Raw genomic sequence first — 25,701 nt, forward strand, 5'->3', positions numbered from 1 at the left:
CCCGTGGTCAGAGGGGATGCGCCGGTCCGTGCGCGAACCCGGTCAGGATACGATGGTGGGCGATGCAGAACCTCGAACTGAGGTGCAAGACCCAACCGGTGACGATCAAGGGCGGGACTGAACGGGCAAGTTATGAGCAGCTTCGGGATCTATCCGTTCATCGACATCGATTCGGCATGGCCGAATTGGGTGATCATCACCCTTCTGCTGATCGATCTCATCATCCGCATCGTCGCGCTCGGCTGGATTCCGCACAACCGCAAGCCGTCGGTCGCACTCGGGTGGCTGCTCGCGATCTTCCTCATCCCCTATGTGGGCATCGCGGCGTTCCTGCTGCTCGGTTCGGCGAAGCTCCCGAAGCGGCGGAGGGACAAACAGTCGCAGATCAACGACCTCATCCGTGATCAGATCCGGAATCGGCCGATCATCGGGCAGAAGGACCATATGCCCGAACCGCTGAGCACCGCCGCACAGCTCAATTTCGACCTCGGCGCCCTGCCGATGACCCACGGCAACGACTTCGAACTCCACGTCGACAACCACGCCTGCATGGACGCGATGGCCGACGCCGTCGACGAGGCGAAGCGGTTCGTGCACTTCGAGTTCTACATCGTCGCCATCGATGACACGACGAGGCGGCTGCTCGATTCGCTCCTGGCCGCGCACGAGCGCGGGGTGAGCGTGCGCATCCTCATCGACCATGTCGGGTCACTCGGCTATCCGGGGTATTCGGAACTCGTCAAGAGGCTCGACTCCTCGGGCGTGAGCTGGCGTCGGGCGCTGCCTATCCGGCCGTGGCGGGGCGAGTATCAGCGTCCGGATCTGCGCAATCACCGCAAGATCCTCGTCGTCGACGGTGACGTCGCGTTCACCGGTTCCCAGAACATCATCGACCGCTCCTACAACAAGGCGCGCAATCGGCGGAAGGGCTTCCAGTGGAAGGACCTCTCGCTCGAATGTCGTGGACCGGTCGTCGAAGAGCTCGATGCGGTGTTCATCACCGACTGGTATTCGGAGACCGACGAAATCGTCGACGAACCCGACAGCTTCGAACTCGATGCCCCCGAATCCGGCGGGATCCAGGCCCAGGTCGTGCCCTCGGGGCCGGGGTTCGAAGACGAGAACAACCTGCGGCTGTTCAACCACCTCATCTACAACGCGAACCGCAGCATCGTCGTGTGCTCACCGTACTTCGTGCCCGACGAATCGCTGCTGCACGCGCTGACGACCGAAGCGCGCTCGGGTGTCGATGTGCGCCTCTACGTCGGGGAGACGAGCGACCATTCGCTGACTCACAAAGCACAGCAGTCCTACTACGATGACCTCGTGCGGGCCGGCGTTCGGATCTTCATGTACCACGCGCCCACGGTGCTGCATTCGAAGTTCCTCATCATCGACGACGACGTCTCGATCATCGGTTCCTCGAACATGGACGAACGGTCGTTTGCCATGAACCTCGAAGTCACGATGTTCATCGTCAACGAGGAGTTCGCCCAGCGCATGTACGAGCTCGAAGCCGAACACTACGCCCCGAACTCCGTCGAACTCGACGCCGACGAGTGGGCGAGCCGGCCGCTGCTGAAGAAGTATCTGGAGAACGTCGCCCGACTGACGAGCTCGCTGCTGTAGACGCCGACCAGGTCGCTGCGTCAGTCTGCCGGCGACGTTCAGTCGTCGTCGGCGACTCCGGCCGGTCCCTCATCGTCGAGGTGACGTTCGGGATCGGCGATCGAGTCGTGGGCCTTCGGCGACGACGCGTGCTTGTCAGCACCGCCCGCTGCCTTCGCAGCAGCCGAATCCTCGTCGCCGTCGAATTCGGAGACGGGAGCGTTCGTGGCAGCTGCGGCATTGACCTTGTCGGCCGCGGTCTGGACGGCATCGGCGACAGCAGGCGACTTCTCGCGGATCGACTGGTTGGCCTTCTCGACGGTGTCCTGGACGCGCGGGTCGGTCCACAGATCCTGAGCCTGAGCCTTCAGCCGCTCGTAGCTCTGACGCCCGGTGCGTGATCCCAGAATGAATCCGACTCCGAGACCGGCTAGGAGAATCAATCTCTTCTTCATGGTCTTGCTCCTCTTCGCAACTAGACGTCACCGCATTCGGCTCTGCTGTGCGACACAGGTCCGGGCAACGATGTGGCAGCGCACGGGCACTGTGTCCTCGGCATCCAGCTTATACCGAGTCGGGCCCGTAGGGGTATGGATTCGCGCAGTCCTCAGCGGGGCTCGCCGACGCTCGGCTGCTGCTGGGTGATGCAGTGGATTCCACCGCCGCGAGCATAGAGTGCGCGCGCATCGACGCCGACGACCTTCCGCCCCGGATAGACGCGCTCGAGCACGGCGACCGCCTCGGCGTCCAGCGGATCGTCGAAGGTGCACGCGATGACCCCGCCGTTGGTGACGAGATGATTGACATACGAGTAGTCGACCCACCCCTCCTCGTCGCGCAGCACTTCGGGGGCGGGGATCGGCACCACCTCGAAAGGAGTGCCGTCGGCAGTGGTCTCAGCCGCGAACTGGTCCTTGAGCGCGCGACTGAATTCGAAGTCCGGGTGTTCGGGATTGCGCTGATCGTGGACGAGGACGACCCCGGGGCTGGGCATCGTGGCGACGATGTCGACGTGTCCCCGAGTGCCGAAGGTCTGATTGTCCCGGTGCAGTCCGCGGTCGAGCCAGATGACCTTCTTCGCCCCGATCGTGCGGGCGAATTCCGCTTCGACCTCGGCCTCGATCAGCCCCGGATTGCGGCCCGGGTCGAGCTGAACGCTGCGGGTGGCGAGCACCGTGCCCTCGCCGTCGACGTGGAATCCGCCGCCTTCGTTGCGCAGGTCCGAGGACACCACGGGAGTTCCGGCGAGATCCGCGACGAACTGCCCGATGTGCTCATCGTGGTCCCACCTCGCCCACTCCTGCGCACCCCATCCGTTGAACACCCAGTCCACCGCGCGCAGCGCCCCCGCCTCGTCGACGACGAAGCTCGGCCCGATATCGCGCATCCACGCATCGTCGAGTTCGGCATTGACCACGGTGATCTCATGGTTGATCCCCTCGCCGAGGTGGGCCCGAGCATGCTCGGCCTGTGCACTTGTCACCACGACCGTGACAGGGGTGAATTCGCTTGTGGCGCGGGCAACGGCGGCCCAGGTGGCGCGTGCTGCCTCGGCCTCGGTCTCCGTGTCGCCGAGGGCGTAGCCCGACGACGGGAACGCCATCCAGACTCGGTCCTGGGCGCCGGTCTCCGCCGGCATGTGCAACGTCATCGTTCGTCCCTTCGCTTGGCCGGTCACTGAGCCCGAGTGTAGCCAGAATGTCGCCGCGGTGATCGACGGATTTCGCAGCTCCCTCGCCGCATCTGCGCTCCGTCCGGCCTGAGGAGTCCACGTAGTCATCTGGGACAGTGGCCGGTCGCGGGAGTCCGTATAGTCTGGCAGGGAGTCAGAGAGCTGGCCGGGACACCGGAGCCCGGACACGGAGCCAGCGTTCGAACGTGTGCGAAGGAGGCAGGAAGTGGAAGACCAGGATCTGCAGGAGATGTTCGGCAGGCGGGGGACAGGGCCTCTGGCCGGAACCATCGTGGCCGACTTCTCCCGAGTCCTCGCCGGTCCCTACGCGACGATGATGCTGGCGGATCTCGGTGCCACGGTCATCAAGGTGGAGGGGAAGACCGGGGACGACACACGTCACTGGGCGCCGCCTCGGCGAGGGGACGATGCGACGTACTTCCTCACGGCGAACCGGAACAAGCACTCCGTCGTCCTCGATTTCAAGGACTCCGACGACCTCGCCTTCGCCCAGCAGCTGGCCGCGCGTGCCGACGTGCTCGTGGAGAACTTCAAGGCCGGGGGACTGGCGAAGTACGGTCTCGACTATGAGACGGTCAGCGCGGTCAATCCCGGAATCGTCTACGCTTCGGTGACCGGTTTCGGTCGGGGCAACCCGCAGCCGGGCTACGATCTGCTCATCCAGGGCCTGTCCGGATTCATGTCGGTGACCGGCTCCGAGGATTCGGGCCCTGTCAAGGCCGGTGTGGCCGTCGTCGACGTGATCACGGGACTGCACACGGCGGTGGGCGTCCTCGGTGCGCTCACCCACCGCACGGACACCGGAGTGGGGCAGCTCGTCGAGACGAACCTGCTGTCCTCGGCCCTGTCCGGGCTGGCGAATCAGACCTCGGCGTACGTGGCCGGCGGGGTCGTGCCGCAGGCGATGGGCAACAAGCACCCGAGCCTCTACCCGTACCAGCCGATGCCCACCGCCGAGGGGCAGATCATCATCGCGTGCGGCAACGACAAGCAGTTCGCCCGCCTCGCCGAGGTGCTCGGCCACCCCGAATGGGCGGCCGATGAACGGTTCGCGAACTTCGCCGATCGCAATGTCCACCGGGATGAGCTCGAGCCCGAACTCATCGCCGCACTGAGTGAGAAGACGAACCAGGAATGGTTCGACATCCTCACCGAGGCGGGCCTGCCCTGTGCCCCGATCAACTCGATCGCCCAAGGCGTGGACGTGGCTTCGTCGCTGGGACTCGAGCCCGTCGCCGAGGCGGGGGCCGGCGACCGCGTCATCCCCACCGTTCGCAACCCGATCCGGCTGTCCGAGACCCCGCCCAGCTACGAATTGGCTCCGCCGACGCTCGGCGATTCCACGGAAGCGGTCAAGGCCTGGCTGCGGGCGGTGGAGCAGACCGCGTCCGTGCGCAGCGTATCGGCGAGCCATCGGCCGTTCTGTGACCGCGAATGATTCCGCCGACATCCGGGCGGGCACTGCCACAGCTGAAGTACCCTAGTCACTGTGCGTTGTCACCGAGGGATCAGCAGAGCGGCCGACGAGTCGCGGAACCCGTGGTGACGGCAGTCGTATTCCCAAGAGAATTCCGGAACCGAGATGGACAATGAGCCGACCGAGGTCGCACCTCGGCGACGATCGGCGGTGAAACGGACCCTGATGGTCATCGCAATGGCGATCACGGGATTCCATATCTTCGCCAGCTTCCTGTGGATCGCCCCTGCTTCGACGATGCGGGAGGTGATTCCCGGCGACCTGCTCTCCAAATACATGATCCCGCTGTGGGGGCAGTCGTGGAGCGTGTTCGCCCCCGAGCCGATCAACGGCGACTACTACTTCGACGTGCGGGCGGTGATCAAGACCGACAGCGGCGAGGAGATCACCCAATGGGTGCGGGCCACCGATGTCGAACTCGACCACTCCACCTACAAGCTGTTCCCACCGCGATCGGCGGGACTGGGCATCGGCGTGGCCTCGGACATCAAGGGCTCCTGGGAGGATCTGCCCGACGATCAGAAGGCCATCGTCAAACTCGACTACTTCAAGGGAGACGATTCCGTCGACCGTCTGGAGACGAAGCTGGAGGAGTACGACGACCCGGAGAACGCGATTCCGGCATACCTGGAGAGCGAACACCTGGCCACGGCGTATGCGACGCAGGTGGCGAAGGCCATCTGGGGCGACGATGCCCAGCGCGTCCAGTACCAAGCCGCCCGTCAGAACGTCGTGCCCTTCGCCGAACGCAACGACAAGAGCGCGAAACGTCCGAACATCCAGCCCGTCCCCGTGGGATGGCGCGCACTCGTGGTGGAGGACCATCAGTCCCAGGAGGAGTTCACGAAGTACTTCTGCGCCTCCGATGAAGTGAGGTGCGTCGGTGAACAGTGACGACACGACCCGCCAGGACGGGGACGATCGCGAGGTCACGGACCAGCGGTCCGGCACGACCGCCTCGGCGAAGGACCGGGCGAAGGACTCCGCTGGCCGCCAGAACGACGGGGCCGCCTCGGCGAAGGATTCCGCACCCGAATTCGGACTCGTTCCGGTGACGACCCTGGTGCGGACGAAACTCGCGCAGGGGTGGAACTGGCTCGAGGAGATGCTCACCGGTCGGTATCACGCGACCTACGGACTGGCGGTGACGCGGATCCTCATCGGATTCACCGGGCTCGGCCTCATACTCACGAACTTCAGCGCTCGGCACTACGCCTTCGGTGTGGGGTCGGCCTGGAACGGGGAGATCGCCGAACCCAAGAGCGACTTCCCGAACATCTGGCTCTTCTCCCTCTTCCACCAGGCGGTGACGACCCCGCCGCTGTTCACGGCGATGATGATCGGGCTCGCTCTGCTGGCGATCGTCATCATCCTCGGCTGGCGCACGCGGATCGTCCTGCCGGTCTACCTCGTGCTGTGGGTGAGCTTCATCGAGCTCAACGACGGTGCCGGCGATCAGGGCGACAACGCGTACCGGATGTTCATGATCGCGATGCTCTTCGCCGATACGACCCGCAGATGGTCCCTCGACGCCAGGCGGCGGGCGCGGAACCCGGAGTTCCCGGACCACGACGGCGGGCAGTGGCGCTGGGCGCTCATCATGGCCAACAACCTCGCGATCGGCGTGCTCGCCTTCCAGGTGTGCGCGATCTACATGTCCGGCGGACTGTACAAGGCCGACGGCTCGGCCTGGCAGCACGGCTTCGCCGTCTACAACCCGCTGCACACTCAGCAGTTCGGCACCTGGCCGGTGCTGTCCGACCTGATGACGGCATGGGGGCCGATGGTCGTGGCGATCTCGTGGGGATCGATCCTCTTCCAGTGCGCCTTCCCGTTCATGCTCTTCAACCGCTACACCCGCATCATCGCGCTGCTGGGCATCCTGTCCTTCCACTTGGGCATCGCGCTGCTCATGGGCCTGCCGTGGTTCTCGCTGACCATGATCGCCGTCGATGCGATCTTCATCCGCGACCGCTCGTTCGCAAAGCTCAGCGCCTACCTGCGGCACTGGTGGACGTCGTCGGCGCCGCGGGCGGCCGGCGGGACCGCGATAGGTGTTGGCGCTGGTGGTGCAGCGAGAGATGCTGCCGCTGGTGGTGCCGCGAGAGGTGCTGCAGCTGGTGGTGCCGGGGCGAAGGCCGGTTCGAGGTCTGTCGGCGGCAGGTCCAAGCGCGACGCTGCGAAGTCCGGTTCGAAGTCCAGTTCGAAGTCAGGTTCGAAGGCTGATGCGAAGCCCGGTGCGAAGACTGGTTCGAAGGCCACCGCCGGCTCCCGCAAGAAGTAGCCTGCGCACAACTGTCGGAGGGGCATCACATTTCGGGCAGACCGGAGCGTGACAACGTCTTCGTGTGCCGACAGATGCCGAATGGGACACGTTTCTCTGAAATGCTCACTGAAGGAAGTGGGCGAATCAGAAGAACGTGTCCCATTCGGCTCTGGGCCACTTGAGAGGACTGCCGCCGAAGGTGCCCGTGGGCAGCAAAGACCGCCGCCGCACCCGGCGGAACAGCCCAGTCTGAGGTGAACAGCACAGGTTCAAACATGAGCTATCCACCTCAAGCTGGGCTGAATCCGCGAGGCGTGCCCGCGAGTCGTGCACTCGCCGCCCCGTGCCCGCGCGGAGCCGCAGCGCACGCTTCATAACGCGCGCTCGCCGCTCCGCGCCCCGGGGAGCGTTACCGCCCCGGGAGGCTTACCGCCCCGGGAGCGTTACCGCTTCGGGCGCAGCTCCAGGCCGGTGGCCTCGGGGTCCTCGGGCAGGTCGACGACCACAGTGTCCCCGTCGACGATGTCGCCGGCCAGCAGAGCGCGGGCCAGTTTGTCGCCGATCTCGCGCTGAACCAGCCTGCGCAGCGGTCGGGCACCGAACGCAGGGTCGTAGCCTTCGAGGGCCAACCAGTCCTCGGCACCCTGAGTGACCTCGAGCGAAACCCGACGATCCGAGAGCCTGCGCGACATGTGCGCGATCTGCAGGTCGACGATCGACGCGAGCTCGGTCTGGCTCAGCGCGTCGAAGAGCACGATGTCATCGAGACGGTTGAGGAATTCGGGTTTGAACGTCGAATGCACGACATCGAGCACCTTGGACCTCTGCTCCTCGGTCGAGAGGCTGTTGTCCACGAGGAACTGCGAGCCGAGGTTCGAAGTCAGGATCAGGATGGTGTTCCTGAAGTCGACCGTGCGTCCCTGACCATCGGTGAGCCGACCGTCGTCGAGTACCTGCAGCAGGATGTCGAACACGGACGGGTGCGCCTTCTCCACTTCGTCGAGCAGAACCACGGAGTACGGGCGACGGCGGACCGCCTCGGTGAGTTGGCCGCCCTCGTCGTATCCGACGTAGCCGGGAGGAGCACCGACGAGGCGGGACACGGTGTGCTTCTCACCGTACTCGCTCATGTCGATCCTGATCAGGGCCTTCTCGTCGTCGAAGAGGAAGTCCGCAAGCGACTTCGCGAGCTCCGTCTTGCCGACACCCGTGGGGCCGAGGAACAGGAACGAACCGGTCGGACGATCCGGATCGGCGACACCGGCACGCGACCGGCGGATGGCGTCGGAGACCGCGGCGACGGCGTTCTTCTGCCCGATGAGCCGCTGACCGAGGATGTTCTCCGCCCCGAGCAGCTTCTCGACCTCACCCTGGACGAGGCGTCCGGCGGGGATGCCCGTCCACGAGGAGACCACCTCGGCGATGTCGTTGCTCGAGACTTTGTCCGAGACCATCTGATCAGAATTCGGTCCCGCTTCGGCCTGGGCTTCGGCGGCTTCGGCCTCGGCGATCTCCTTCTGCACGGCCGGGATCTCGCCGTAGAGCAGACGGGACGCGGTCTCGAGATCCGTATCGCGCTGAGCCTTTTCCGCAGCCGAGCGCAGCTCGTCGAGCTTCGTCTTCAGCTCACCGACCCGGTTGAGGCCGGCACGCTGGGACTCCCATGTCGCCTCGAGGCCGCGCAGCTCCTCCTCCTTGTCGGCGAGATCGGCGCGCAGGGCGCTCAGACGCTCGATCGACGCGGAGTCGGTCTCCTTCGCCAGAGCCATGTCCTCCATCTTCAGGCGGTCCACGGCACGGCGGAGCTCATCGATCTCGACCGGGGCCGAGTCGATCTCCATCCGCAGGCGGGAAGCCGCCTCGTCGACGAGGTCGATGGCCTTGTCCGGCAGCTGTCGACCGGTGATGTACCGGTTCGACATCGTGGCCGCCGCGACCAGGGCACCGTCGTTGATGGTGACCTTGTGGTGGGCTTCGTAGCGTTCCCTGAGTCCGCGCAGGATCGCGATCGTGTCCTCGACGCTGGGCTCACCGACGAACACCTGCTGGAACCGGCGCTCCAGGGCAGGATCCTTCTCGATGTTCTCGCGGTACTCGTCCAGGGTCGTGGCACCGATCATGCGCAGCTCACCGCGGGCGAGCATGGGCTTCAGCATATTGCCCGCGTCCATCGAGGAGTCCCCGCCGGAGCCGGCGCCGACGATCGTGTGGAGCTCGTCGATGAAGGTGATGATCCGGCCGTCGGCGTTCTTGATCTCCTCGAGTACGGCCTTGAGCCGCTCCTCGAATTCGCCGCGGTACTTCGCACCGGCGACCATCGCGGAGAGGTCGAGGCTGATGAGGGTCTTGTCGCGCAGTGATTCGGGCACGTCTCCGGCCACGATCCGCTGGGCCAGGCCCTCGACGACGGAGGTCTTGCCGACGCCGGGCTCACCGATGAGGACGGGGTTGTTCTTCGTCCTGCGGGAGAGCACCTGCACGACGCGGCGCACCTCCTTGTCGCGGCCGATCACCGGGTCGAGTTTGCCCTCACGGGCGACGGCGGTGAGGTCGATGCCGTACTTCTCCAGCGACTGCATCGTCTCCTCGGGGTTCTCCGAGGTGACCTTCTTGCCGGCACGCAGTTCGGGCAACGCCGCGAGCAGCGCGTCCCGGTTCGCCCCGTTCGAGCGCAGCGCCTCACCGGTGCCGTCCTTGCCGGCCGCGGCGGCCAGCAGCAGGTGCTCGGTCGAGACGAACTGATCGCCGAGGGCGGTCATCTCCTCCTGAGCGAGGTTCATCATCTCCAGCCCGGCCCGGGACAGTCCCGGCTGGCTGACGGTGGAACCGCTGACGGTCGGGAATCCGCCGATCACGGATTCGATGGACCGCAGCACGGTCTGCGGATCGGCGCCGACCTTCGTCAGCAGGGTCGCGGCCAGCGAATCGGGCTGGCCGAGCAGGGCGGCGACGAGGTGGGCCGGTTCGATCTGGTTGTTCTTCCGGGCGACGACGTCGTTGACCGCAGTCTGCAGCGCCTCCCGGGATTTCGTTGTCATCTGTGCGTCCATGCGCATCTCCTTCATGAAAATCTGTGCTGATCTCAGCTCTCGAAAGGATCAACACCGACAAAGTTGAGTCTATTCCGCTCAACCTTGGATTTCGAGGAAGAGCATCGCCGAGGCGGCCCGCCCGGAACCGTGTCCGCGTCCGGCCGCGACCGGCCCGCCCGGAACCGCGCCCTGCCGACCCGGGCCTGTGGTGCCGGAGCTGCGCTCCGCCCTTACCGGGCGATGACCGACTGGAGGTCGAAGCGGTGGAGCACCCGGTCGGCGATCTCGGGGTCGGTGCCGCGCTCACGACGAGCCTTGAGCACTTCGGCGCGAGCGGACTGCATGGCCTTCTTCTGCACCTGCAGCATCTGCTCGCGGTGCTCCTTGAACGCCATCACCTGCTCCGAGCTCGCCTGCTCGTCGGTGGTGCCGCTGAGCTGGTCGTGGAGGACTCTGAATCGAGCCCGCAGCGGTTCGATGACGTCGTCGGGCAGGCTGTCATCGTTCTTGATCTCGCGCATCGCCGCCTTGTAGGCGCGCAGAGCGATGTCCCTCGTCGCCTGGTGCTCCTTCTCCGCTTCGTCGTCGATGCCGAGGATGCCGACGATGGTCGGGAAGCTCAGACCGGCCAGCACAAGAGTGACCAGCAGGACCACTGCGGCCGCGACGACGATATAGGACCGGCCGGGGAACGGGGCTCCGGAGCTCGTGGCGGCCGGGATCGACAGGGCCAGGGCGACGGTGGCCAGGCCGCGCATCCCGCCCCAGGTCATCAGGGTCGCATCGCGGATGCTCAGAGGTGCCGCATCGGGATCCTCCTCGCGTCTCTTGCGTTCGATGACAGTGCCCAGCAGCAGCCAGACGAAACGCACGGCGACGACGACAACGGCGATGAGCCCGCCGACGAGCAGCGCCCGCCCGAGGTCGGCATGTTCGGATTCGACGATGAGGCGCAGATCGAGTCCGATGAGTCCGAAGGCGATTCCGGTGATGAGCATCTCGAGGACCTGCCACGTCGAATTCTGCGTCACCCGCTCCGCCGAGTTGCCCTCGACATCGCGGCGACGGACTTCGAGGGCGGCGACGACGACGGCGATGACTCCGCTGGCGTGGAAGTGCTCGGCCACGAGGTAGACGCCGAAGGGCAGAACGAGCATGAGCGAGGACCGAGCGATCGTATGGTCGATCTTCTCCATCACCCACCATGCGGCGAAGGACAGGACCAGGCCGACGATGATCGCCACGACGGCGGAGACGATGAATGACACGGCCAGATCTGCGTAGTCCACCTCGGTGTCGGCGAGGACCGCGGCCATCGCGGTCTGGAAGATGACGAGGGAGGCGGCATCGTTGAACAGACCCTCGCTCTGCAGGGTCGACATGATGCGGCGCGGGATCGACACGGTGCTGGCCACGGCCTCGACGGCGACCGGGTCGGGCGGGGCGAGCATGGCACCGAGCGCAATGGCAGCGGCGATCGTGATTCCGGGGATGAGGAAGACCGCGGACCCGGCGACGGCGGCCACGGTCACCCCGACCAGGGCCACGGACATGCCGAGGATCGTGCGCCACCGGATCGCGAACAGTGCCCACGACGTCTTCTGCGCGGCGGCGAAGAGCAGGGGCGGCAGGAATAGGGGGAGGACGAGCTCGGGATCGATGGCCACCTCGGCGAACGTGGGAATGAACGCGCCGGCGACGCCGATGAGGACCATGAGCGCCGGCCACGGAAGCTTGAGCCTCTGCCCCAATCCGACCACCACCGAGGTGGCGGCACCGAATCCGATGATCATCAGCAGCGTGGTCATGGCAGTCCCTCCGAACCGCTCCCACCGGGGCGGATGTGTCCGGAGGCGGGCGGAAAATAGTGGCGCAGATTCCGCGCCGGGCCCGGCGACCTTTGGCAGAATGAGGCTATGTCGGAATCAATTGTATTCGCGCCGCTCGACGACGGAGTCGCGTCCGTGACGATCGATCGGCCCTCCACGCGCAACGCGCTGTCGCTCGAGGTGATGGAATCCCTCATCGACACCCTCGCCGAGGTGGCCGACCGCACCGATGTGCGCGCAGTCATCCTCATCACCGCCGGCCATGTGTTCAGTTCCGGGCATGACCTCACCGAGATCCGCGGGGCGGATCATGAGGCGCAGCAGGCCACTTTCGATGCCTGTGCACGGCTGATGCAGCTCATCCAGCGCATTCCGCAGCCGGTCATCGCACAGGTGCAGGGCGTGGCCACGGCGGCCGGCTGCCAGCTGGTGGCGACCTGCGATCTGGCCGTCGCCGCCGAGTCCGCACGGTTCGCGACTCCCGGGGTGAAGATCGGTCTGTTCTGCTCGACTCCGATGGTGGCGCTGTCGCGTGCGGTGCCGGCGAAGCAGGCGATGCGGATGCTGCTGACCGGCGATTTCGTGACCGCTGCGGATGCGCTGAAGTACGGTCTCGTCTCCGATGTCGTCGCCGACGCCGAGCTGGAGTCCGCCACCTTGGAATTGGCTCTCAAGGTCGCGTCCGCCTCGTCGGCTACAGTTGCCCTAGGAAAGGCCGCGTTCTACGAACAGCGAGAACTGCCTGTGGCCGACGCCTACGCGCGGATGTCTCAGGTGATGGCGGACAACGCCGTCGCGGCCGATGCGCAGGAGGGGATCGACGCCTTCCTGACGAAGAGGGAACCGCAGTGGCAGCACCGCCGCTGAGGCGGTGGGTGTGACGATGAGAAGGGGACCGTCGTGGCGGTGATAGTGACCGGAGCCAGTGGCTTCATCGGCGGTGCCATTGCACGGGCGCTCGCCGAACGGGATGAGACGGTCTATGCCCTGTGCCGGAGAGACCCGGAGATTCCCGGGGTGAACTTCCAGCACTGGGACATCACGGAACCCGCACCTTCGTCGGTGACCTCGTTGGCCAAGAACGCGACAGCGGTCTTCCACTGTGCCGGGATCTCGACGGTCAGCGCCGATGACGACACTCTCTACGACGTGAAGGTCACGGGCACTCGCAATGTCCTCGATGCCTTCCCTCAGGCGCGCGCCGTCCACCTGTCGTCGACGACGGTGTATTCGGAGACCGGACCCCATGTCGAGCTGTGGGAGGAGGCCGGGCCGAAGGATCCCAGCGAATTCTCCGACGCGTACTCTCGCACTCATGCGCTCGCCGAGCAGCTCGTGACCAGGATCCGCCCCGATGCTGCGATCCTGCGGCCCGCGGCGGTCTATGGCCCGGGTGAGACGATGCTCATGCCGTTGCTCGCGCGACTGTCGAAGAAGGGTGTGCTGCGGCTGCCCGGCGGCGGTCGGCAGAAGCTCACCCTGACCCATGTCGACAACGTGGTGCGGGCCGCGCTCGCCTGCCTCGACGTGCCGTCGGCGGCGGGACCATTCAATATCGGAGACCCGATTCCCTACCGCCTCAAGGACGCCGTGGTCACTCACTTTGCGCGGATGGGCTATGACCAGGTCGTCATCGAGGGTGTGGCGAAGGACAAGGCGCTGGTGTCGGCGAAGCTCGGCCTCAAGATCAAGAGCATGTTCAAACGCGGGGACCAGACGAAGCTCTTTCTCGTCAAGTACCTGCAATCTGACCGGACCTACAACCTGTCTCGACAGCAGCGGGTGCTCGGCATCTCGACCACCCAGCATCTCATCCCGTCGCGCCTGCAGTGATGGGGCGGCGGCGAAGCGACCGAGGCTCAGCGCTTGAGCCTGACGTCAGATGCGCAGACGGCCGCCGCGGTCCGGCAAATGCTGTCACCGCTTCAGCCCGTGCTGAGCCGCAACGATCTTCGACACCAGCGACCGCGGAAGCGCGCGCTTGAGGATGAACGGCAGCGGCGCCCTGCTGCCGACGGCGTAGAACTCCCGCGGCCTCGGCACGATGATGGCATCGACGATCGTGGAAGCGACCTTCTCTGCCGGAATGCCGCCGCGCTCATTGGCGTCGAGATGCTCGAGCATCGTCGTGACGTCCGTCGAATAGGGCGAATCCTCGTCGAGGTACTTCGTCCGGCGCTGTCCGATGCCCGTGGCGATCGATCCCGGTTCGACCGTGCTCACCCACACGCCGAACGGTGAGAGCTCCTGTCGGGCGGCCGTGGCGAAAGCGCGCAGAGCCGCCTTCGCCGCCGAATACGAGCTGCGATGAGCCAGGGGGAAGCTGGCGAGCATGGACCCGACCATGATGATGCGTCCCCGGCTGCGCGCACGCATTCCGGGCAGAACGAGCTGGCTCAACCGAACGGGTCCGAACACGTTCGTGCGGAAGAGTCGTTCGACGGCATCGGTCGGCAGCTCTTCGAACGGACCCGACTGACTCTCACCGGCGTTGTTGATGAGCACCTCGATGTCGTCGAGCAGGCCGATGTCGTCGAGTTCTCCGGCCAACCGGTCCGGACCATCGGGGTCGGCCAGGTCGAGTCGCAGATAGCGGACACCCGGGGTTCGATCGGCAGGTGAGAGGCGGTCGGGATTCCGACTGGTCGCCAGCACCGTGCAGCCCTTCGCGGCCAGTGCCTCCGCGACGGCTCTGCCGATTCCGGAGGTGCCCCCGGTGACGAGGACGATGAGATCTGCCTGCGCGGCGCCGGTCATTCCTGCTCTCCTCCGCCGATCGGGGCCCTGCTGCCGGGCTGACCGGATGCGCTGCGGGCGGACTGCTCCGCGACCGCACGCCCGGCGCGCAGACCCGAGAAGATGCACCCGCCGAGGAACGTTCCCTCGAGCGCGTTGTACCCGTGCATTCCACCGCCTCCGAATCCGGTGACCTCGCCGGCTGCATAGAGGCCAGGAATCGGCGTGCCGCGGTCCTCGGCGCCCCGGACGCCCACACTGTCGGCGGCAGCGGACCCACCGTCTCGTGCGGCGCCGGATCTCGCAGCGTCGGTGCCGGACACGGCCAGGACCTGTCCGTCGAGGTTCGTCTCCAGCCCGCCGAGGGTCTTGCGTGAAAGCAGGCTCAGACGCACAGCAATGAGCGGACCGTGCGTCGGATCGAGGATCTTGTGCGGTTTGACTGCACGCACGATCTTGTCGCCCAGGTAGGACCGCGCATTGTGGATGGCCTGGACCTGCGCATCCTTCGAGAACGCATGCTCGGTCTGCCGATCCCGCTGCCGGATCTGCTCAACGAGGTGGTCGTGATCGATGATCGGTCCGCGGGAGCGTTCGTTCATCCCCGCCACGAGCTCCTCGGTCGTGTCTGCCACGACGAAGTCGGAGCCGTACTTCTTGAACGCTTCGATCGGTCCCGGAGCATCCGAGGACCGGACCCGGTCGAGAGTGATCCGGATGTCCTTCTCCGTGAGGTCCGGGTTCTGCTCCGAACCGGACAGGGCGAACTCCTTGCGGATGATCGACTCGTTGAGCACGAACCACGAATAGTCGTGCCCGGTGTCCAGGATCGTGCGCATCGTCCGATTCGTATCGAATCCGGGATAGTTCGGCGCCGGGAATCGATTGCCCTCGGCGTCGAACCACAGCGACGACGGTCCCGGAATGATGCGGATCCCGTGCCCCGGCCAGATCGGGTTCCAGTTCTCGATGCCCTCCGTGTACGCCCAGATCCGGTCCCGGTTGATCAGGCTCGCTCCGGCATCCTCGGCGATCTGGAGCATCTGCCCGTCCACGTGCGCGGGCACGCCCGCAAGCATCGTGTCCGGGAACTCGCCGAGGCGGTCGGTCGGCCAGTACTTCTTCATGAGCTCGAAATTGTGCCCGATTCCGCCGGTGGTGACGATGACGGCGGGAGCGCGGTGCTCGAAGTCGGCGACCTCGTCGCGGTTCGACTCGACTCCGCGGGCCGTGTGGCTGGGGGACAGTGTGCGTCCGCGGACGCCGACGACGGCACCGTCTGAGGTGATGAGTTCGTCGACGCGGTGCCGGAAGGCGAACTCGACGAGTCCGGTGGCCTCCGCGGATTCGACGGGTTCGCGGAAGACCCGGACCACCTCGGGGCCGGTGCCCCAGGTGAGGTGGAAGCGGGGCACGGAATTGCCGTGCTCGCCCGCCCCGGACCCTCCTCGTTCGGCCCAGCCGACGATCGGTGTCAGGCGCAGGCCCAGGTCACGCAGGTACCGGCGCTTCTCCCCGGCCGCGAACTCGAGGTACGCCTCCGCCCACTTCCGCGGCCAGTGATCGTCGTCGCGGTCGAAGCCCGCCGAGGTGGCCCAGTCATCCTTGGCGAGCTCGAGCGAATCGTGGATACGCAGTCGCCGCTGTTCGGGGGAGTCGATGAGGAAGAGCCCGCCGAGGGACCAGAACGCCTGACCGCCGAGGTTGGCCCGGTTCTCCTGATCGAGGATGAGCACGCGCTTGCCGGCCCGAGTGAGTTCATGGGCGGCGACGAGCCCGGCGAGTCCGGCACCGACGATGATCGCATCGGGCGAGCGGTCTCTGCTGTCTGGGTCTGTGCTGCCGAAAGAACTCATCGTCGACTCCTCTGTCGCTTACCTGCCAGTAGGAATCAGTATCGCAGACTCTCCCGGTGAGGGAGATAGTCAGCCGCCCAGCGTGGACTCCAGCCAGTCGGCGGCTGCGGCGAAGGACTCATCGGACGTCGTCGGGTCGATCGGCACCACGGCTCCGTCCGAGCTCGGGTAGCTGCCGAGGAAGTGCAGCTTGAGCGCCGCCCGATGCACGCCCTGCAGAGCTTCGGCCATCCGGGCCTCGTGGATGTGTCCGAGCAGGTCGATCGAGAACTGGTAGAGGCCCAGTCCGTCCCCGGTCGGCCGCGATTCGATGCGGGACATATTGACCCCGCGGCTGGAGAACTGTTCGAGCAGTTCGAGCAGCGAGCCCGCGCGGTCCGAACGCAGGGCCGCGACGATGGTCGTCTTGTCCGCACCGGTCGGTGTGGGCAGAGGGCCAGGGCGGGTGACGACGACGAATCGGGTGACGGCGTCCAAGCGGTCGCCGATGTCCTCGGCGACGATCTCGAGGCCGTAGCGCTGTGCGGCCAGGGCCGGGCAGACCGCGGCCATATGGTCACCGGCGTCGTTGGCCAGATCCCGGGCGGCCGCGGCGGTCGAGGAGGTCGGCAGATAGACGGCTTCGGGGAAGTTCTCGTTCATGAATGTCCGCACCTGCGCCTCACCGTGCGGGTGCGAACCGAAGGAGGAGATCTCTTCCCTGGTGGTGCCCGGCTTCACGGCGAGGACGAAGCGGACGGGCACGACCACCTCGGCGATGATCTGGAGACGTCCGTTCTCGGTCAGCGCATCGATCGTGGCGGGCACTCCGCCTTCGAGGGAGTTCTCGATCGGCACGACTGCGGCATCGCAGTCGCCCTCGAGCACCGCATCGAGTGCCGAGGGCGCATTGCGCATCGGGTGCGTCGAGGCGTCGGCGCGCAGGTTGCGGGAGTCGAGGAAGCTCAGCAGCGCCGCCTCGGTGAAGGTGGCCTCGGGGCCGAGGTATGCGAAACGGTTCAGGCTCACTGGCCGGTCTCCTTGTGGTCATCGGAGGGGTTCTGCGCAGCATCGGCGGGCCCGGCGTGTGCCCCGTCGCTTCGCTTCGCTCGCAGGCGGCGGACGAGGATGGCACGGGCGACGTCGCGGTACTGGGCGGCACGGTGCAGCTGCGCTTTCAGGTCACGACCGGTGACGCGGTGGTGGAGGTCGCATTCGACCTCTTCCACGCGCAGTCCGGCGTTGACGACGTCGATGGTCATGGCCGCTTCGACACCCCAGCCGGCGGCGAAGGGCAGGGCCGCGTCGAAGGCTTCACGGGACAGACAGCGCATTCCCGACAGGGGCTGGGTGGCTTCGAAGCCGGAGAGCTCGGCGATGCCCTTCTTCGCCAGTCCCACGACGAAGCCGAAGCCCCCGCCCTTGCGCTTCTGCGCGGGCAGGATAGCGATCGTCATGTCCGCCCGACCGGCGAGCACGGGTGCGGCCAGGGGAGCGGTGCCCGCCGCGGAGTCCTCGAGGTCGCCGTCGATGAACAGCAGCGCTCGGTGGTGCGGGTCGACGCCCGGGTCGGCGTCGGAGATCTCCCGATTGCGCAGAGCGAAGGCCCCGGTCATCATGGCCGCTGCCTTGCCCTTGTTCTTCGGGTGGGTGATCACCTCGGCGCCGGCCCGACGGGCCCGGGTCCCCGTGTCATCAGCAGATCCGTCGTCGACGACGAGGACGATGTCGACCCCGGGGATCTGCTTGGCCGCGGTGACGGTGGCACCGATCCGCTGGGATTCGTTCATCGCGGGGATGATGGCGGCGACCGCCTCGGGGGCAGAGTGCGGCTGTGTGCTCATGGGGGTTCTCCTGTCCGTCACCGGCACCGAGGCGGGGCACCGTTTCCGGGCCCCGCCTCGGTAATGGTGGTGCCGGATGTCAGTGGATGGTCAGCTGGCGGGACACGATGCCGGAGCGGACGCGGCGGGCCTCGGTGCTCATCGGCTCGGTCGTGTTCAGCGCCTCGTCGAGACGTTTGCCGAACGCGGCGATGGGCTCTTCGACGTCGTCGACCTGGGTGCCGAACTCGAGTTCCCAGACGGGGACGATGATCCCGTGCGCGCGGAAGTAGCCGAGGAAGGTGCCGATTCCGCCGAGGTCGTTGGCACTCTCGGCCTGCAGGCGGGCCATCGCATCGACGACGCGGTCCTCACCTTCGGGTCGGGCCCAGCGCACGTAGGTGCGGCCGGACATCTCGGTCCAGTAGGCGGAGTCGACGGAGGCGAGCTTCTCGGTCGGGGCCACGGAGTCGTTGGCCTGCTGAAGGGCGGCGGCGACGTCGGGGTCGTTCTCTGCCTCGGGCAGGGCCCAATAGTCGAAGTTCTCGAGCACCCGGACGTCGAAGGGGTGCGAGGTGTCGAGGATGTCCTGCAGGCGGGGGCCCTCACCGGGTTCGGTCGTCGCTTCGATCGATGTTCCGGGTTCGGCGTCGACGGCGGCGAGGAGGCCGCGGGCGACGTCGCGGGAGGCGTCGGTCGAGGACACGGGCACCTGCATTCCGGCCAGGATCTCACCGTCGTCGCGGCGCCAGGCCTGCCATGCGGCGGGCAGCAGGGACGCGATGGTCACCTCGTGGCCGCCGTATTCGTCGGTCAGCTTCGCGGTCGCGGTGGCCGCGGGCACGAGTTCGCGCAGGCAGATGAGGTCAGATTCGAACGGCAGGTCCGCGAACGGACGGGCGACGAATGCCGTGGCCTGCGCCCTGGCGAGGCGTTTGGCGATGAGTTCTTCCTTGGAGCGCTTCGACTTCTTTCCCATGGGACGCAAGTCTAGTCGGTGGAGCGGAGACCGGGTTCACGGGTCCGCAGGCGTGTGCGACTGTGGGGTTCGGTGTTGCGCGTGAGCCGAGCTCGGGGCCCGACGAACCCACATGCGTCTAACTCTCCCTGCCGACGGGAATGAAGTAGCGAGTGGTGTTCGACTCGTCCATCCGCACTTGCAGCTTGTCGCCGGGATGGGGGAAAGCCGAGCGTTCCGGATTGTCGGGGGTCAGCCCGAGCGTCTCCAGACGGATGATGCCGTGGCGTCCCACCTCGTCGGCGGCGAGTACATAGGAGTGGTTGAGTTCGCGGATCGTGACCTCGATGGCCGGATCGGTCGGTTCGTCCGCCTCGGCGAAGGCACGGGGCTGAGCGGAATTGCCCAGACCCAAGTAGGCGCCCACGTCATCGGCGATATAGCCGGCCACGGAATCGGCCTGCGCCATGAGCCCGGCGAGGATGACGGACAGCCGTTCCTGCTGCGAGTCGGACTTCAGTGCCTGGCCGGGTTTGAACAGGTGCTCCTCGGCCAGGACGCACCACGCGTCCTGCATGATCGTGCGCAGCTGGAGTTCGACGAGGACGGAGGGCTCGGAATCGAAGGGAACCTCGACGATGAGGTGGCGGCCGCGGTATCCCGACGGTTTCGGGGTTGCGGAGTAGTCGCGCACCTCGGCGATCGAGAGGTTCGTATCGTCGCCCGCCGCCGTGAGCAGATCCCACAGGGCGGACTGCTCCCGTTCGGTGCGGCACACGACGCGGGCGCCGACGACATCGATGACCTGGTTCTCGACCTCGACGGATTCGTGGATCTCGTCATTGGCATCGGCGAGTTTGCGGCGCAGCTTCTCCCCCGTGCGCATCCGATCCTTGATCCGACCGTCGACGACGCGCACTCGATCCCCGGAGAGCAGGGCAGTAGGGGCGCGGACGGACTCGACCCAGTCGTTGACCGTCTCGAGGGCGGCCCTCCAGGTGGACTCACGCCGGTCGTAGGCTTCGTCGACCAATTCGCGGACAGTTGCTGACATCCTCGTCACCTTCCTAGCTCCTGATTCAACTTCACCAGAAGAGAGAGGAGATGTCTATGGCTTCGACGCTGAAGTTGCGCGGGGGTGCCGAAAGGTGAGACGAAGGCGCCTCAGACGTCGTAGTCGACGATGACCGGGGCGTGGTCGGACGCGCCCTTGCCCTTGCGTTCCTCACGGTCGATCTCGCCGGCGGTCGCGGTCTGCGCCAGCGCCTGAGAAGCGAGCTGGAAGTCGATGCGCATGCCCTGCTTCTTCGGGAACCGCAGCTTCTGGTAGTCCCAGAAGGTGAAGACGCCGGGTCCGGGAGTGAACTGCCGAGTGACCTCGGACAGGCCCGCACCGAGCAGCTCGTCGAAGGCGGCGCGCTCGGCATCCGAGACGTGGGTGGCGCCGTCGAACTCGGTCATATCCCAGACGTCCTCGTCGAGCGGGGCGACGTTGAAGTCACCGCAGAGGACGAGCTTCTTCTCTCGTTCGCCGCTCAGCTGAGCGGCGATATCGGCCGTCAGCGCCTTGAACCAGTCCAGCTTGTAGCCGTAGTGGGGGTGATCGAGTTCGCGGCCGTTGGGCACATAGAGCGAATAGACGCGCACGTCGTTGCAGGTCGCCGACAGGGCTCGGGCTTCGACGACGGGTTCTTCCGAGCCGAAGGCCGGGATGTCCTTGAAGCCGATCTCGGTGTCGGCCAGTCCGACGCGCGAAGCGATGGCCACGCCGTTCCACTGATTGAGGCCGTGATAGCTGACCTCGTAGCCGCGCTCGGTGAACAGTTCCTCAGGGAACTGCGAGTCCTTGCACTTGAGTTCCTGGATGGCCAGGACATCGACATCCGAACGATCCAGCCAGGCCCCGATGCGGTCGTGGCGGGCGCGGATCGAGTTCACATTCCACGTAGCGATTCTCACCCTCCCACCCTAAGCCGTCCGCGCCGGAGGTGAAAGCGAGGTGCCGACCCCCGCGGCGGGCCGCCTCGGCGGGAATGTGCCGAAGGCACAGGGAAGGCACTCAGGGAGGGAGCGTGCACGGCCCCTGCGACGAACTGATCGGTGAGGGCTCGATAGGCTGGGACCATGCCTCAAGCTCCCAATGAACACCTCGGCCACGACGGTGCCGCCTACCCGGACTCCTACTATGTGCGCCTGTCCGAGGATCGCCTCCACTCGACTCTGCACAGCCAGGGTGCCTGGCAGCCCGGCGAGCAGCACCTGGCTCCTGCCGCGGGGATGGTGCTCGCCGAGATCGAACGTCGGCTGCCCAGCGACAAGCTCATCTCCCGGGTGACCTTCGACGTCCTCGGCGTCATCCACTCCGGTGAGTTCACCATCGACGTCGACGTCGTCCGCCCCGGTCGCACCATCGAACTCGTCGAGGCGCATATGCGCCACGGTGAGCGCACGAGCGTGACCGCGCGGGTATGGCGGCTGCAGGCCTCGGACACCGAGGAGGTCGCCGGCGACGAATGGTCCGCGCTGCCGCCCGTGTCCGAGATGCCCGAGATCCCGTTCACCAATCGTTGGGGCGGCGGCTACATCGCCTCGCTCGAGGGCCATCAGGGGGCGGATGCCCATCCCGGTTACGCGCAGTCCTGGCTGCGCAGCCCCTACCCGCTCGTCGACGGTGAGACCGACCCGCCGACCGCGGCCTTCGTCAAGTACGTCGACACCGCCAACGGACTGGCCGTCCGCGAGGACCCGAAGACGACCTTCTTCCCGAACGTCGACCTCTCCATCCACCTCAACCGCGTTCCCGTTGCCGGGTGGATCGGCTTCGACACCCGGGTCGCATTCGGGCCGACCGGCCTGGGACAGACGACGAGCGTGCTCAGCGACGCCGGCGGCCCCGTCGGCACCGCGGTGCAGTCCCTGACCGTGCGCAGAGGCCGCGGAGCGGTATGAGCCGGCGGCCGCGTGCCCTCATCACCGGGGCGAGCTCCGGCCTGGGGAGCGGCTATGCCCGGACCCTGGCCGCCGAGGGCTACGACCTCGTCCTGGTCGCCCGCCGGGAAGCCCGGTTGGAGGAGCTGGCCGAGCAGCTGAGGACCACGCAGAACATCCTCGCCGAGGTGGCCGTGGCCGATCTGTCGACCCGTGACGGCATCGACGCCGTCGTCGAGATCATCGCGACGCAGCCGATCGATGTGCTCATCAACAATGCCGGCTATGGTCTGCGCGGCACCCTGTTGGGCACCAGTGCCGCCGAACTCAACGATCAGGATCGGGTGCTCACCGGGGCGGTGAGGGACCTGTCGCTGGCTGCCGCTCGACGCATGCAGGCCCGCGGCCGCGGCGGAATCGTCAATGTCTCCTCGCTGGCGGCGGTGACGACGATGGGACAGTACGCAGCGTCGAAGGCCTCGACGCTGGTGTTCACCGAGGCCCTCGCCGGCGAGCTCAAGGACGGGCCGGTGACGGTCACGGCCGTTCTGCCCGGTTTCATCCGGACGGAATTCCACAGCCGCCTCGGCGTGGAGCGTCCCGGACCCGGTCTGATCTGGCTCGACGTCGATCAGGTGGTGCGGGAATCGCTGCGTGATGCGCGTGCGGGAAAGGTCGTCTCGGTGCCGGGGTGGGGGTACCGCTTGGCCGCACTCGTAGCTCCCGTGGTGCCGCGTCCGCTCATGCGCTGGGGGTCGACCGGGTTCTCCTTCGCCCGCACCCGCAGGCAGTGACCTGCGGGTCAGACGTCGGCTGCAGAATGTGACCTATATGCAGTTTCTCGCATGCTCGGCAAAACTGAGTTGAGGTTTGAACTACCTGTGCATGAGGCTGTGACCAGGGGTTTTATTCTGATGGCTTCTGTGCTATAGAGCCTGATGGGATTCAAGACGGTGCGTGAGATTCTTTACAAGCGACACGAAAGTGTGGTCAAATTATGATGTTCGCCCGGTGGGGATCGGGCGGACATAACGGACGTATGGGGATGCGTCCGGGTACTCGAGGGGAGTGCTGCGAGGACCCCGGGATGTCGCGATTACGCGCCCCGGGGTTCTTGTCATTCACAGCCGGTATTCGCATCCGCGGGTCAGAAGTGTGTACGCAGTGATCTGGATTCAGCACGTATGAACTTTCGACCCGCTGATGTGCGGGCTATTGGACGTTGACGGTGCGCTGGCGGCGCGAGCGGGTGCGGGCGATGCCGATCTCGAGTGCCACCGCTCTCAGCGGGGCGCCGAGTGCCAGGGACGCATTGCCCACGGCACGGTGTGCGGTCTCGACGATGATCGCATCGATGTCAGCCCTCTCATCGGCATCGACGTGGATGAGCAGCTCAGGGCGGCGCGCTGTGCCTCGCAGAATCACCTGGGCATCGGAGACCCCATCGGTGGATTCGAGGTCGCCGGCGACCGCCTCGGCGATGACTTCCGCATTGACCGTCGTCAGTCCCGTCCTGGCGTCGGCCTGCATCCGGAAGGGCTTCGCGAAGTCCTTCCGCGGCACCTGCGCACTCAGCCAGCGCAGTCCGATGACGGCGAGGACGAGTGCTGCGAGTACGGCGATGAGCGCCGAGTAGGGCAGTGCGAGCACCGAGGCGACCGGACCGAGATCGGCACCCGCCTCCAGGGCAGGGTCGATCGAAGCGGTGAGACCGAAGCCGATGGCGAGCACCGTCAGCCCGAGAGCCCCGGCGATGAGGCCGAGGATGATCAGCCCCGTGCGGTTCGCGGCGGCAGCCGTGCGTCTCATGACTGGCTCCTTCTGGCTTGGACCTTCACCGCGGGGGTGCGGTCGAACGAGATCGCGGCGAAGCGGTCCTTGACAGCGGCCTCGACCTCGGCGCGGATCGGCTCGAAGTCACGGATCGGGGTCGAGAACGTCACGATCGTCGACTTCGCGTTCGACGAGGCCTTGACCCCGCTGACGCCATCGACCCCGTCGGCGGCAGCGGCCGCGATCTGCGACAGCGCCGAGGTGGGCATGGCGACCTCGAAATCACCGATGTGTTCGGAGCCGTCGGCCCTCACACCCAGGATCCGGCGAGCTCCGGGGGAGAGGCCGAGGATGAGGGAGATGAGTCCGAGCAGAGCGAGGACCACCCCCACGGCGATGACGAGGGCCGAGTTCCAGTGCAGGTTCCCGGCCGCCTCGGCGGCGGAGGTGCCGGAGGTCCCGGTCAGCGGGGCGACGACGGATCCGGTGGCGACGAAAGCGGCGATGCCGACCCAGCCGAGTGCCACGGCCAAGGCCAGCAGCACGATCGCTGAGAGCGTGGCCGGCCCGATGCGAGAGGGCCGGTTGCGCAGCAGGCGTGTGCTCATTGCAGTCGATTCCTTCCTCGATTCGCACCGGCGGAATCCGGGGCGAGCCACCGCACGCTGATGTCGACCTGACGGACGGTGACGCCGGTGAGACGTTCGACTTCGGCGCTCAGGGTTGTGCGCAGTCGTTCGGTCGCCTCGGCGATGGGGGTGGGGTAGGCCAGGCCGAGCCGGACGGCGAGCGTGCAGCTGCGTCCGGACAGGGTGACATCCACGGACGGGCGGGTGTCCAGGCCGGAGCTCGCCCCGATTCCGAAGAGGCCCGAGCTCGTGCCGCCGACACCGGGTAGGTCTTTGAGGACCTGCCCGGCGGTGCGCTCCACGACCTTGTCCGCGATCGTCAGGCCGCCTCGGCGCGCGAGAGCGTCGTCGAGTGTGGGGGCCACGGCGCTACCTCCGCGTCGTCGAGCGCGAGCTCAGCGCGGAGAGGTCGAGGCGCCCGTCGAGGACGATGCCGACGACCAGACCGAGTCCGCCGCAGATGGCGACGACGAGGAACGCGAGGAAGCCGCCGAAGTAGGCGACGATTCCCAGCGTCAGGCCGACGAGGAGTCCGATGAGAGTTTTCGACATGGCATTCCTTCTGCCGAGGTGGTGCTGCGGATGAGGGTCAGTTGAGTTCCGGCGAATCCTTGGCCGGGGCCTCTTCGTCGTCCTCGGGCAGGTGGACGTCGGTGACGTCGATGTTGACCTCGACGACCTGGAGCCCGGTGCCCTGTTCGACGGCGCGGATGACGTTGCGGCGGATCGCCTCGGCGACCTCGACGATGGAGGTGCCGTAATCGACGACGATGGTGAGGTCGATGGCGGTCTGCTTCTCACCCTTCTCCACGGACACTCCGCCGGAGACGTTGGTCTGCGAACCGGGGATGCGGTCGGTGAGCGTATCGAAGGCGCGGCGTGCGGCAGTGCCCATTCCGTAGACGCCGGGAACCTCGCGAGCGGCGATTCCGGTGAGCTTGGCGACGACGTTCTCGGCGATCGTGGTGGTGCCCATCTCGGTGACGAGCGGGCTGCGCACGGTGTCTTCGACCGGGGTCTGATTCGACGGTGACTGCTTTGCTTCTGGCATTGCCTCTTCCTTTTCGTCGTTGCTTTCAGAGCTGCTGACATAGGTACAGACGCAGCCTCGCAG

Annotated in this window: 24 protein-coding genes; 8 read left to right on the top strand and 16 right to left on the bottom strand. The window is 66.5% G+C overall.

Annotated features, from left to right (window positions below):
- Positions 1–132 precede the first annotated feature (132 nt).
- Positions 133–1,629: a cardiolipin synthase gene (cls, locus tag GUY37_RS01305; protein ID WP_166821234.1), complete on the top strand. Its 1,497-nt coding sequence runs from the start codon at positions 133–135 to the stop codon at positions 1,627–1,629.
- Positions 1,630–1,667: 38 nt separating this feature from the next.
- On the opposite strand, the gene GUY37_RS01310 is transcribed toward cls, so the two are convergent.
- Together GUY37_RS01310 and GUY37_RS01315 are read right to left on the bottom strand one after the other, a co-directional pair.
- Positions 1,668–2,063, bottom strand: coding sequence for a YtxH domain-containing protein (locus GUY37_RS01310; protein ID WP_166821236.1), 396 nt, complete (start codon positions 2,061–2,063; stop codon positions 1,668–1,670).
- A gap of 152 nt (positions 2,064–2,215) precedes the next feature.
- Positions 2,216–3,259, bottom strand: coding sequence for an agmatine deiminase family protein (locus GUY37_RS01315; RefSeq protein ID WP_166821238.1), 1,044 nt, complete (start codon positions 3,257–3,259; stop codon positions 2,216–2,218).
- Positions 3,260–3,506: 247 nt separating this feature from the next.
- On the opposite strand from GUY37_RS01315, the gene GUY37_RS01320 reads away from it, so the two are divergent.
- From GUY37_RS01320 to GUY37_RS01330, 3 genes are all read left to right on the top strand, one after another.
- The gene (locus tag GUY37_RS01320) at positions 3,507–4,739 is read left to right on the top strand and encodes a CaiB/BaiF CoA transferase family protein (RefSeq protein WP_228278288.1); all 1,233 of its coding nucleotides are present in this window, start codon (positions 3,507–3,509) and stop codon (positions 4,737–4,739) included.
- A 144-nt stretch (positions 4,740–4,883) separates the two neighbouring features.
- A complete protein-coding gene (locus GUY37_RS01325) occupies positions 4,884–5,672 on the top strand; it encodes a DUF5819 family protein (RefSeq protein WP_166821240.1) in 789 nt (262 codons plus the stop codon).
- On the top strand, positions 5,662–7,062 hold the full coding sequence (locus GUY37_RS01330; RefSeq protein WP_228278289.1) for an HTTM domain-containing protein: 1,401 nt from the start codon (positions 5,662–5,664) through the stop codon (positions 7,060–7,062). Before GUY37_RS01325 ends, GUY37_RS01330 begins: the two co-directional genes overlap by 11 nt.
- A gap of 425 nt (positions 7,063–7,487) precedes the next feature.
- On the opposite strand, the gene clpB is transcribed toward GUY37_RS01330, so the two are convergent.
- Together clpB and GUY37_RS01340 are read right to left on the bottom strand one after the other, a co-directional pair.
- Positions 7,488–10,094 carry an ATP-dependent chaperone ClpB gene (clpB, locus tag GUY37_RS01335; RefSeq protein WP_166821243.1) on the bottom strand — a complete coding sequence of 869 codons (2,607 nt, stop codon included), beginning with the start codon at positions 10,092–10,094 and terminating at the stop codon, positions 7,488–7,490.
- A gap of 212 nt (positions 10,095–10,306) precedes the next feature.
- Positions 10,307–11,884, bottom strand: coding sequence for a Na+/H+ antiporter (locus GUY37_RS01340; protein ID WP_166821245.1), 1,578 nt, complete (start codon positions 11,882–11,884; stop codon positions 10,307–10,309).
- Between the two features lie 108 nt (positions 11,885–11,992).
- Between GUY37_RS01340 and GUY37_RS01345 the strand changes: the two genes are divergently transcribed.
- Together GUY37_RS01345 and GUY37_RS01350 are read left to right on the top strand one after the other, a co-directional pair.
- The gene (locus GUY37_RS01345; protein ID WP_166821247.1) at positions 11,993–12,772 is read left to right on the top strand and encodes an enoyl-CoA hydratase; all 780 of its coding nucleotides are present in this window, start codon (positions 11,993–11,995) and stop codon (positions 12,770–12,772) included.
- Positions 12,773–12,817: 45 nt separating this feature from the next.
- Positions 12,818–13,738, top strand: a complete 921-nt coding sequence (locus GUY37_RS01350; protein WP_228278290.1) for an NAD-dependent epimerase/dehydratase family protein — start codon at positions 12,818–12,820, stop codon at positions 13,736–13,738.
- 84 nt (positions 13,739–13,822) lie between these two features.
- Here the strand turns inward: GUY37_RS01350 and GUY37_RS01355 are convergent, their stop codons facing one another.
- The 7 genes from GUY37_RS01355 to GUY37_RS01385 form a co-directional block, all read right to left on the bottom strand.
- A complete protein-coding gene (locus GUY37_RS01355) occupies positions 13,823–14,662 on the bottom strand; it encodes an SDR family NAD(P)-dependent oxidoreductase (RefSeq protein WP_166821252.1) in 840 nt (279 codons plus the stop codon).
- Complete coding sequence (locus GUY37_RS01360; protein ID WP_166821254.1) at positions 14,659–16,497, bottom strand: FAD-binding dehydrogenase; 1,839 nt, start codon at positions 16,495–16,497, stop codon at positions 14,659–14,661. The genes GUY37_RS01355 and GUY37_RS01360 overlap by 4 nt, the downstream gene beginning before the upstream one ends.
- A gap of 69 nt (positions 16,498–16,566) precedes the next feature.
- The gene (gene pheA, locus GUY37_RS01365) at positions 16,567–17,505 is read right to left on the bottom strand and encodes a prephenate dehydratase (protein WP_166821257.1); all 939 of its coding nucleotides are present in this window, start codon (positions 17,503–17,505) and stop codon (positions 16,567–16,569) included.
- The gene (locus tag GUY37_RS01370; protein WP_166821259.1) at positions 17,502–18,320 is read right to left on the bottom strand and encodes a glycosyltransferase family 2 protein; all 819 of its coding nucleotides are present in this window, start codon (positions 18,318–18,320) and stop codon (positions 17,502–17,504) included. Before GUY37_RS01370 ends, pheA begins: the two co-directional genes overlap by 4 nt.
- A 79-nt stretch (positions 18,321–18,399) precedes the next feature.
- Positions 18,400–19,278 carry a DUF5926 family protein gene (locus GUY37_RS01375; protein WP_166821262.1) on the bottom strand — a complete coding sequence of 293 codons (879 nt, stop codon included), beginning with the start codon at positions 19,276–19,278 and terminating at the stop codon, positions 18,400–18,402.
- A 118-nt stretch (positions 19,279–19,396) separates the two neighbouring features.
- Positions 19,397–20,311, bottom strand: a complete 915-nt coding sequence (locus GUY37_RS01380) for a GTP pyrophosphokinase (protein ID WP_166821264.1) — start codon at positions 20,309–20,311, stop codon at positions 19,397–19,399.
- Between the two features lie 110 nt (positions 20,312–20,421).
- Entirely contained in the window at positions 20,422–21,216 is a 795-nt protein-coding gene (locus GUY37_RS01385) for an exodeoxyribonuclease III (protein ID WP_166821267.1), read from the bottom strand.
- Between the two features lie 165 nt (positions 21,217–21,381).
- Here GUY37_RS01385 and GUY37_RS01390 point away from each other — a divergent pair, with 165 nt between their 5' ends.
- Positions 21,382–22,206: a thioesterase family protein gene (locus GUY37_RS01390; RefSeq protein WP_166821269.1), complete on the top strand. Its 825-nt coding sequence runs from the start codon at positions 21,382–21,384 to the stop codon at positions 22,204–22,206.
- Positions 22,203–22,979, top strand: a complete 777-nt coding sequence (locus GUY37_RS01395; protein WP_166821271.1) for an SDR family NAD(P)-dependent oxidoreductase — start codon at positions 22,203–22,205, stop codon at positions 22,977–22,979. The genes GUY37_RS01390 and GUY37_RS01395 overlap by 4 nt, the downstream gene beginning before the upstream one ends.
- A gap of 418 nt (positions 22,980–23,397) precedes the next feature.
- On the opposite strand, the gene GUY37_RS01400 is transcribed toward GUY37_RS01395, so the two are convergent.
- The 5 genes from GUY37_RS01400 to GUY37_RS01420 are packed head-to-tail and all read right to left on the bottom strand — an operon-like array spanning position 23,398 to position 25,638.
- The gene (locus tag GUY37_RS01400) at positions 23,398–23,994 is read right to left on the bottom strand and encodes an alkaline shock response membrane anchor protein AmaP (RefSeq protein WP_166821274.1); all 597 of its coding nucleotides are present in this window, start codon (positions 23,992–23,994) and stop codon (positions 23,398–23,400) included.
- Positions 23,991–24,566 (bottom strand): DUF6286 domain-containing protein, encoded by a 576-nt coding sequence (locus GUY37_RS01405; protein ID WP_166821276.1) that lies wholly within the window; start codon positions 24,564–24,566, stop codon positions 23,991–23,993. Before GUY37_RS01405 ends, GUY37_RS01400 begins: the two co-directional genes overlap by 4 nt.
- The gene (locus GUY37_RS01410; protein ID WP_166821278.1) at positions 24,563–24,952 is read right to left on the bottom strand and encodes an Asp23/Gls24 family envelope stress response protein; all 390 of its coding nucleotides are present in this window, start codon (positions 24,950–24,952) and stop codon (positions 24,563–24,565) included. The genes GUY37_RS01405 and GUY37_RS01410 overlap by 4 nt, the downstream gene beginning before the upstream one ends.
- Before the next feature lie 4 nt (positions 24,953–24,956).
- A complete protein-coding gene (locus tag GUY37_RS01415; RefSeq protein ID WP_166821281.1) occupies positions 24,957–25,139 on the bottom strand; it encodes a hypothetical protein in 183 nt (60 codons plus the stop codon).
- 37 nt (positions 25,140–25,176) lie between these two features.
- Positions 25,177–25,638: an Asp23/Gls24 family envelope stress response protein gene (locus GUY37_RS01420; protein WP_166821283.1), complete on the bottom strand. Its 462-nt coding sequence runs from the start codon at positions 25,636–25,638 to the stop codon at positions 25,177–25,179.
- Between the last annotated feature and the right edge of the window lie 63 nt (positions 25,639–25,701).

This window comes from Brevibacterium limosum (assembly GCF_011617705.1).
GTDB classification, from domain to species: domain Bacteria; phylum Actinomycetota; class Actinomycetes; order Actinomycetales; family Brevibacteriaceae; genus Brevibacterium; species Brevibacterium limosum.

What these genes read in the sequence shown, in the direction of transcription:
- cls (WP_166821234.1), top strand. Translation starts at nt 133, where the DNA reads ATGAGCAGCTTCGGGATCTATCCGTTCATCGACATCGATTCGGCATGG.
- GUY37_RS01310 (WP_166821236.1), bottom strand. Translation starts at nt 2,063, where the DNA reads ATGAAGAAGAGATTGATTCTCCTAGCCGGTCTCGGAGTCGGATTCATT.
- GUY37_RS01315 (WP_166821238.1), bottom strand. Translation starts at nt 3,259, where the DNA reads ATGACGTTGCACATGCCGGCGGAGACCGGCGCCCAGGACCGAGTCTGG.
- GUY37_RS01325 (WP_166821240.1), top strand. Translation starts at nt 4,884, where the DNA reads ATGGACAATGAGCCGACCGAGGTCGCACCTCGGCGACGATCGGCGGTG.
- clpB (WP_166821243.1), bottom strand. Translation starts at nt 10,094, where the DNA reads ATGGACGCACAGATGACAACGAAATCCCGGGAGGCGCTGCAGACTGCG.
- GUY37_RS01340 (WP_166821245.1), bottom strand. Translation starts at nt 11,884, where the DNA reads ATGACCACGCTGCTGATGATCATCGGATTCGGTGCCGCCACCTCGGTG.
- GUY37_RS01345 (WP_166821247.1), top strand. Translation starts at nt 11,993, where the DNA reads ATGTCGGAATCAATTGTATTCGCGCCGCTCGACGACGGAGTCGCGTCC.
- GUY37_RS01355 (WP_166821252.1), bottom strand. Translation starts at nt 14,662, where the DNA reads ATGACCGGCGCCGCGCAGGCAGATCTCATCGTCCTCGTCACCGGGGGC.
- GUY37_RS01360 (WP_166821254.1), bottom strand. Translation starts at nt 16,497, where the DNA reads ATGAGTTCTTTCGGCAGCACAGACCCAGACAGCAGAGACCGCTCGCCC.
- GUY37_RS01370 (WP_166821259.1), bottom strand. Translation starts at nt 18,320, where the DNA reads ATGAGCACACAGCCGCACTCTGCCCCCGAGGCGGTCGCCGCCATCATC.
- GUY37_RS01375 (WP_166821262.1), bottom strand. Translation starts at nt 19,278, where the DNA reads ATGGGAAAGAAGTCGAAGCGCTCCAAGGAAGAACTCATCGCCAAACGC.
- GUY37_RS01380 (WP_166821264.1), bottom strand. Translation starts at nt 20,311, where the DNA reads ATGTCAGCAACTGTCCGCGAATTGGTCGACGAAGCCTACGACCGGCGT.
- GUY37_RS01390 (WP_166821269.1), top strand. Translation starts at nt 21,382, where the DNA reads ATGCCTCAAGCTCCCAATGAACACCTCGGCCACGACGGTGCCGCCTAC.
- GUY37_RS01395 (WP_166821271.1), top strand. Translation starts at nt 22,203, where the DNA reads ATGAGCCGGCGGCCGCGTGCCCTCATCACCGGGGCGAGCTCCGGCCTG.
- GUY37_RS01400 (WP_166821274.1), bottom strand. Translation starts at nt 23,994, where the DNA reads ATGAGACGCACGGCTGCCGCCGCGAACCGCACGGGGCTGATCATCCTC.
- GUY37_RS01405 (WP_166821276.1), bottom strand. Translation starts at nt 24,566, where the DNA reads ATGAGCACACGCCTGCTGCGCAACCGGCCCTCTCGCATCGGGCCGGCC.
- GUY37_RS01415 (WP_166821281.1), bottom strand. Translation starts at nt 25,139, where the DNA reads ATGTCGAAAACTCTCATCGGACTCCTCGTCGGCCTGACGCTGGGAATC.
- GUY37_RS01420 (WP_166821283.1), bottom strand. Translation starts at nt 25,638, where the DNA reads ATGCCAGAAGCAAAGCAGTCACCGTCGAATCAGACCCCGGTCGAAGAC.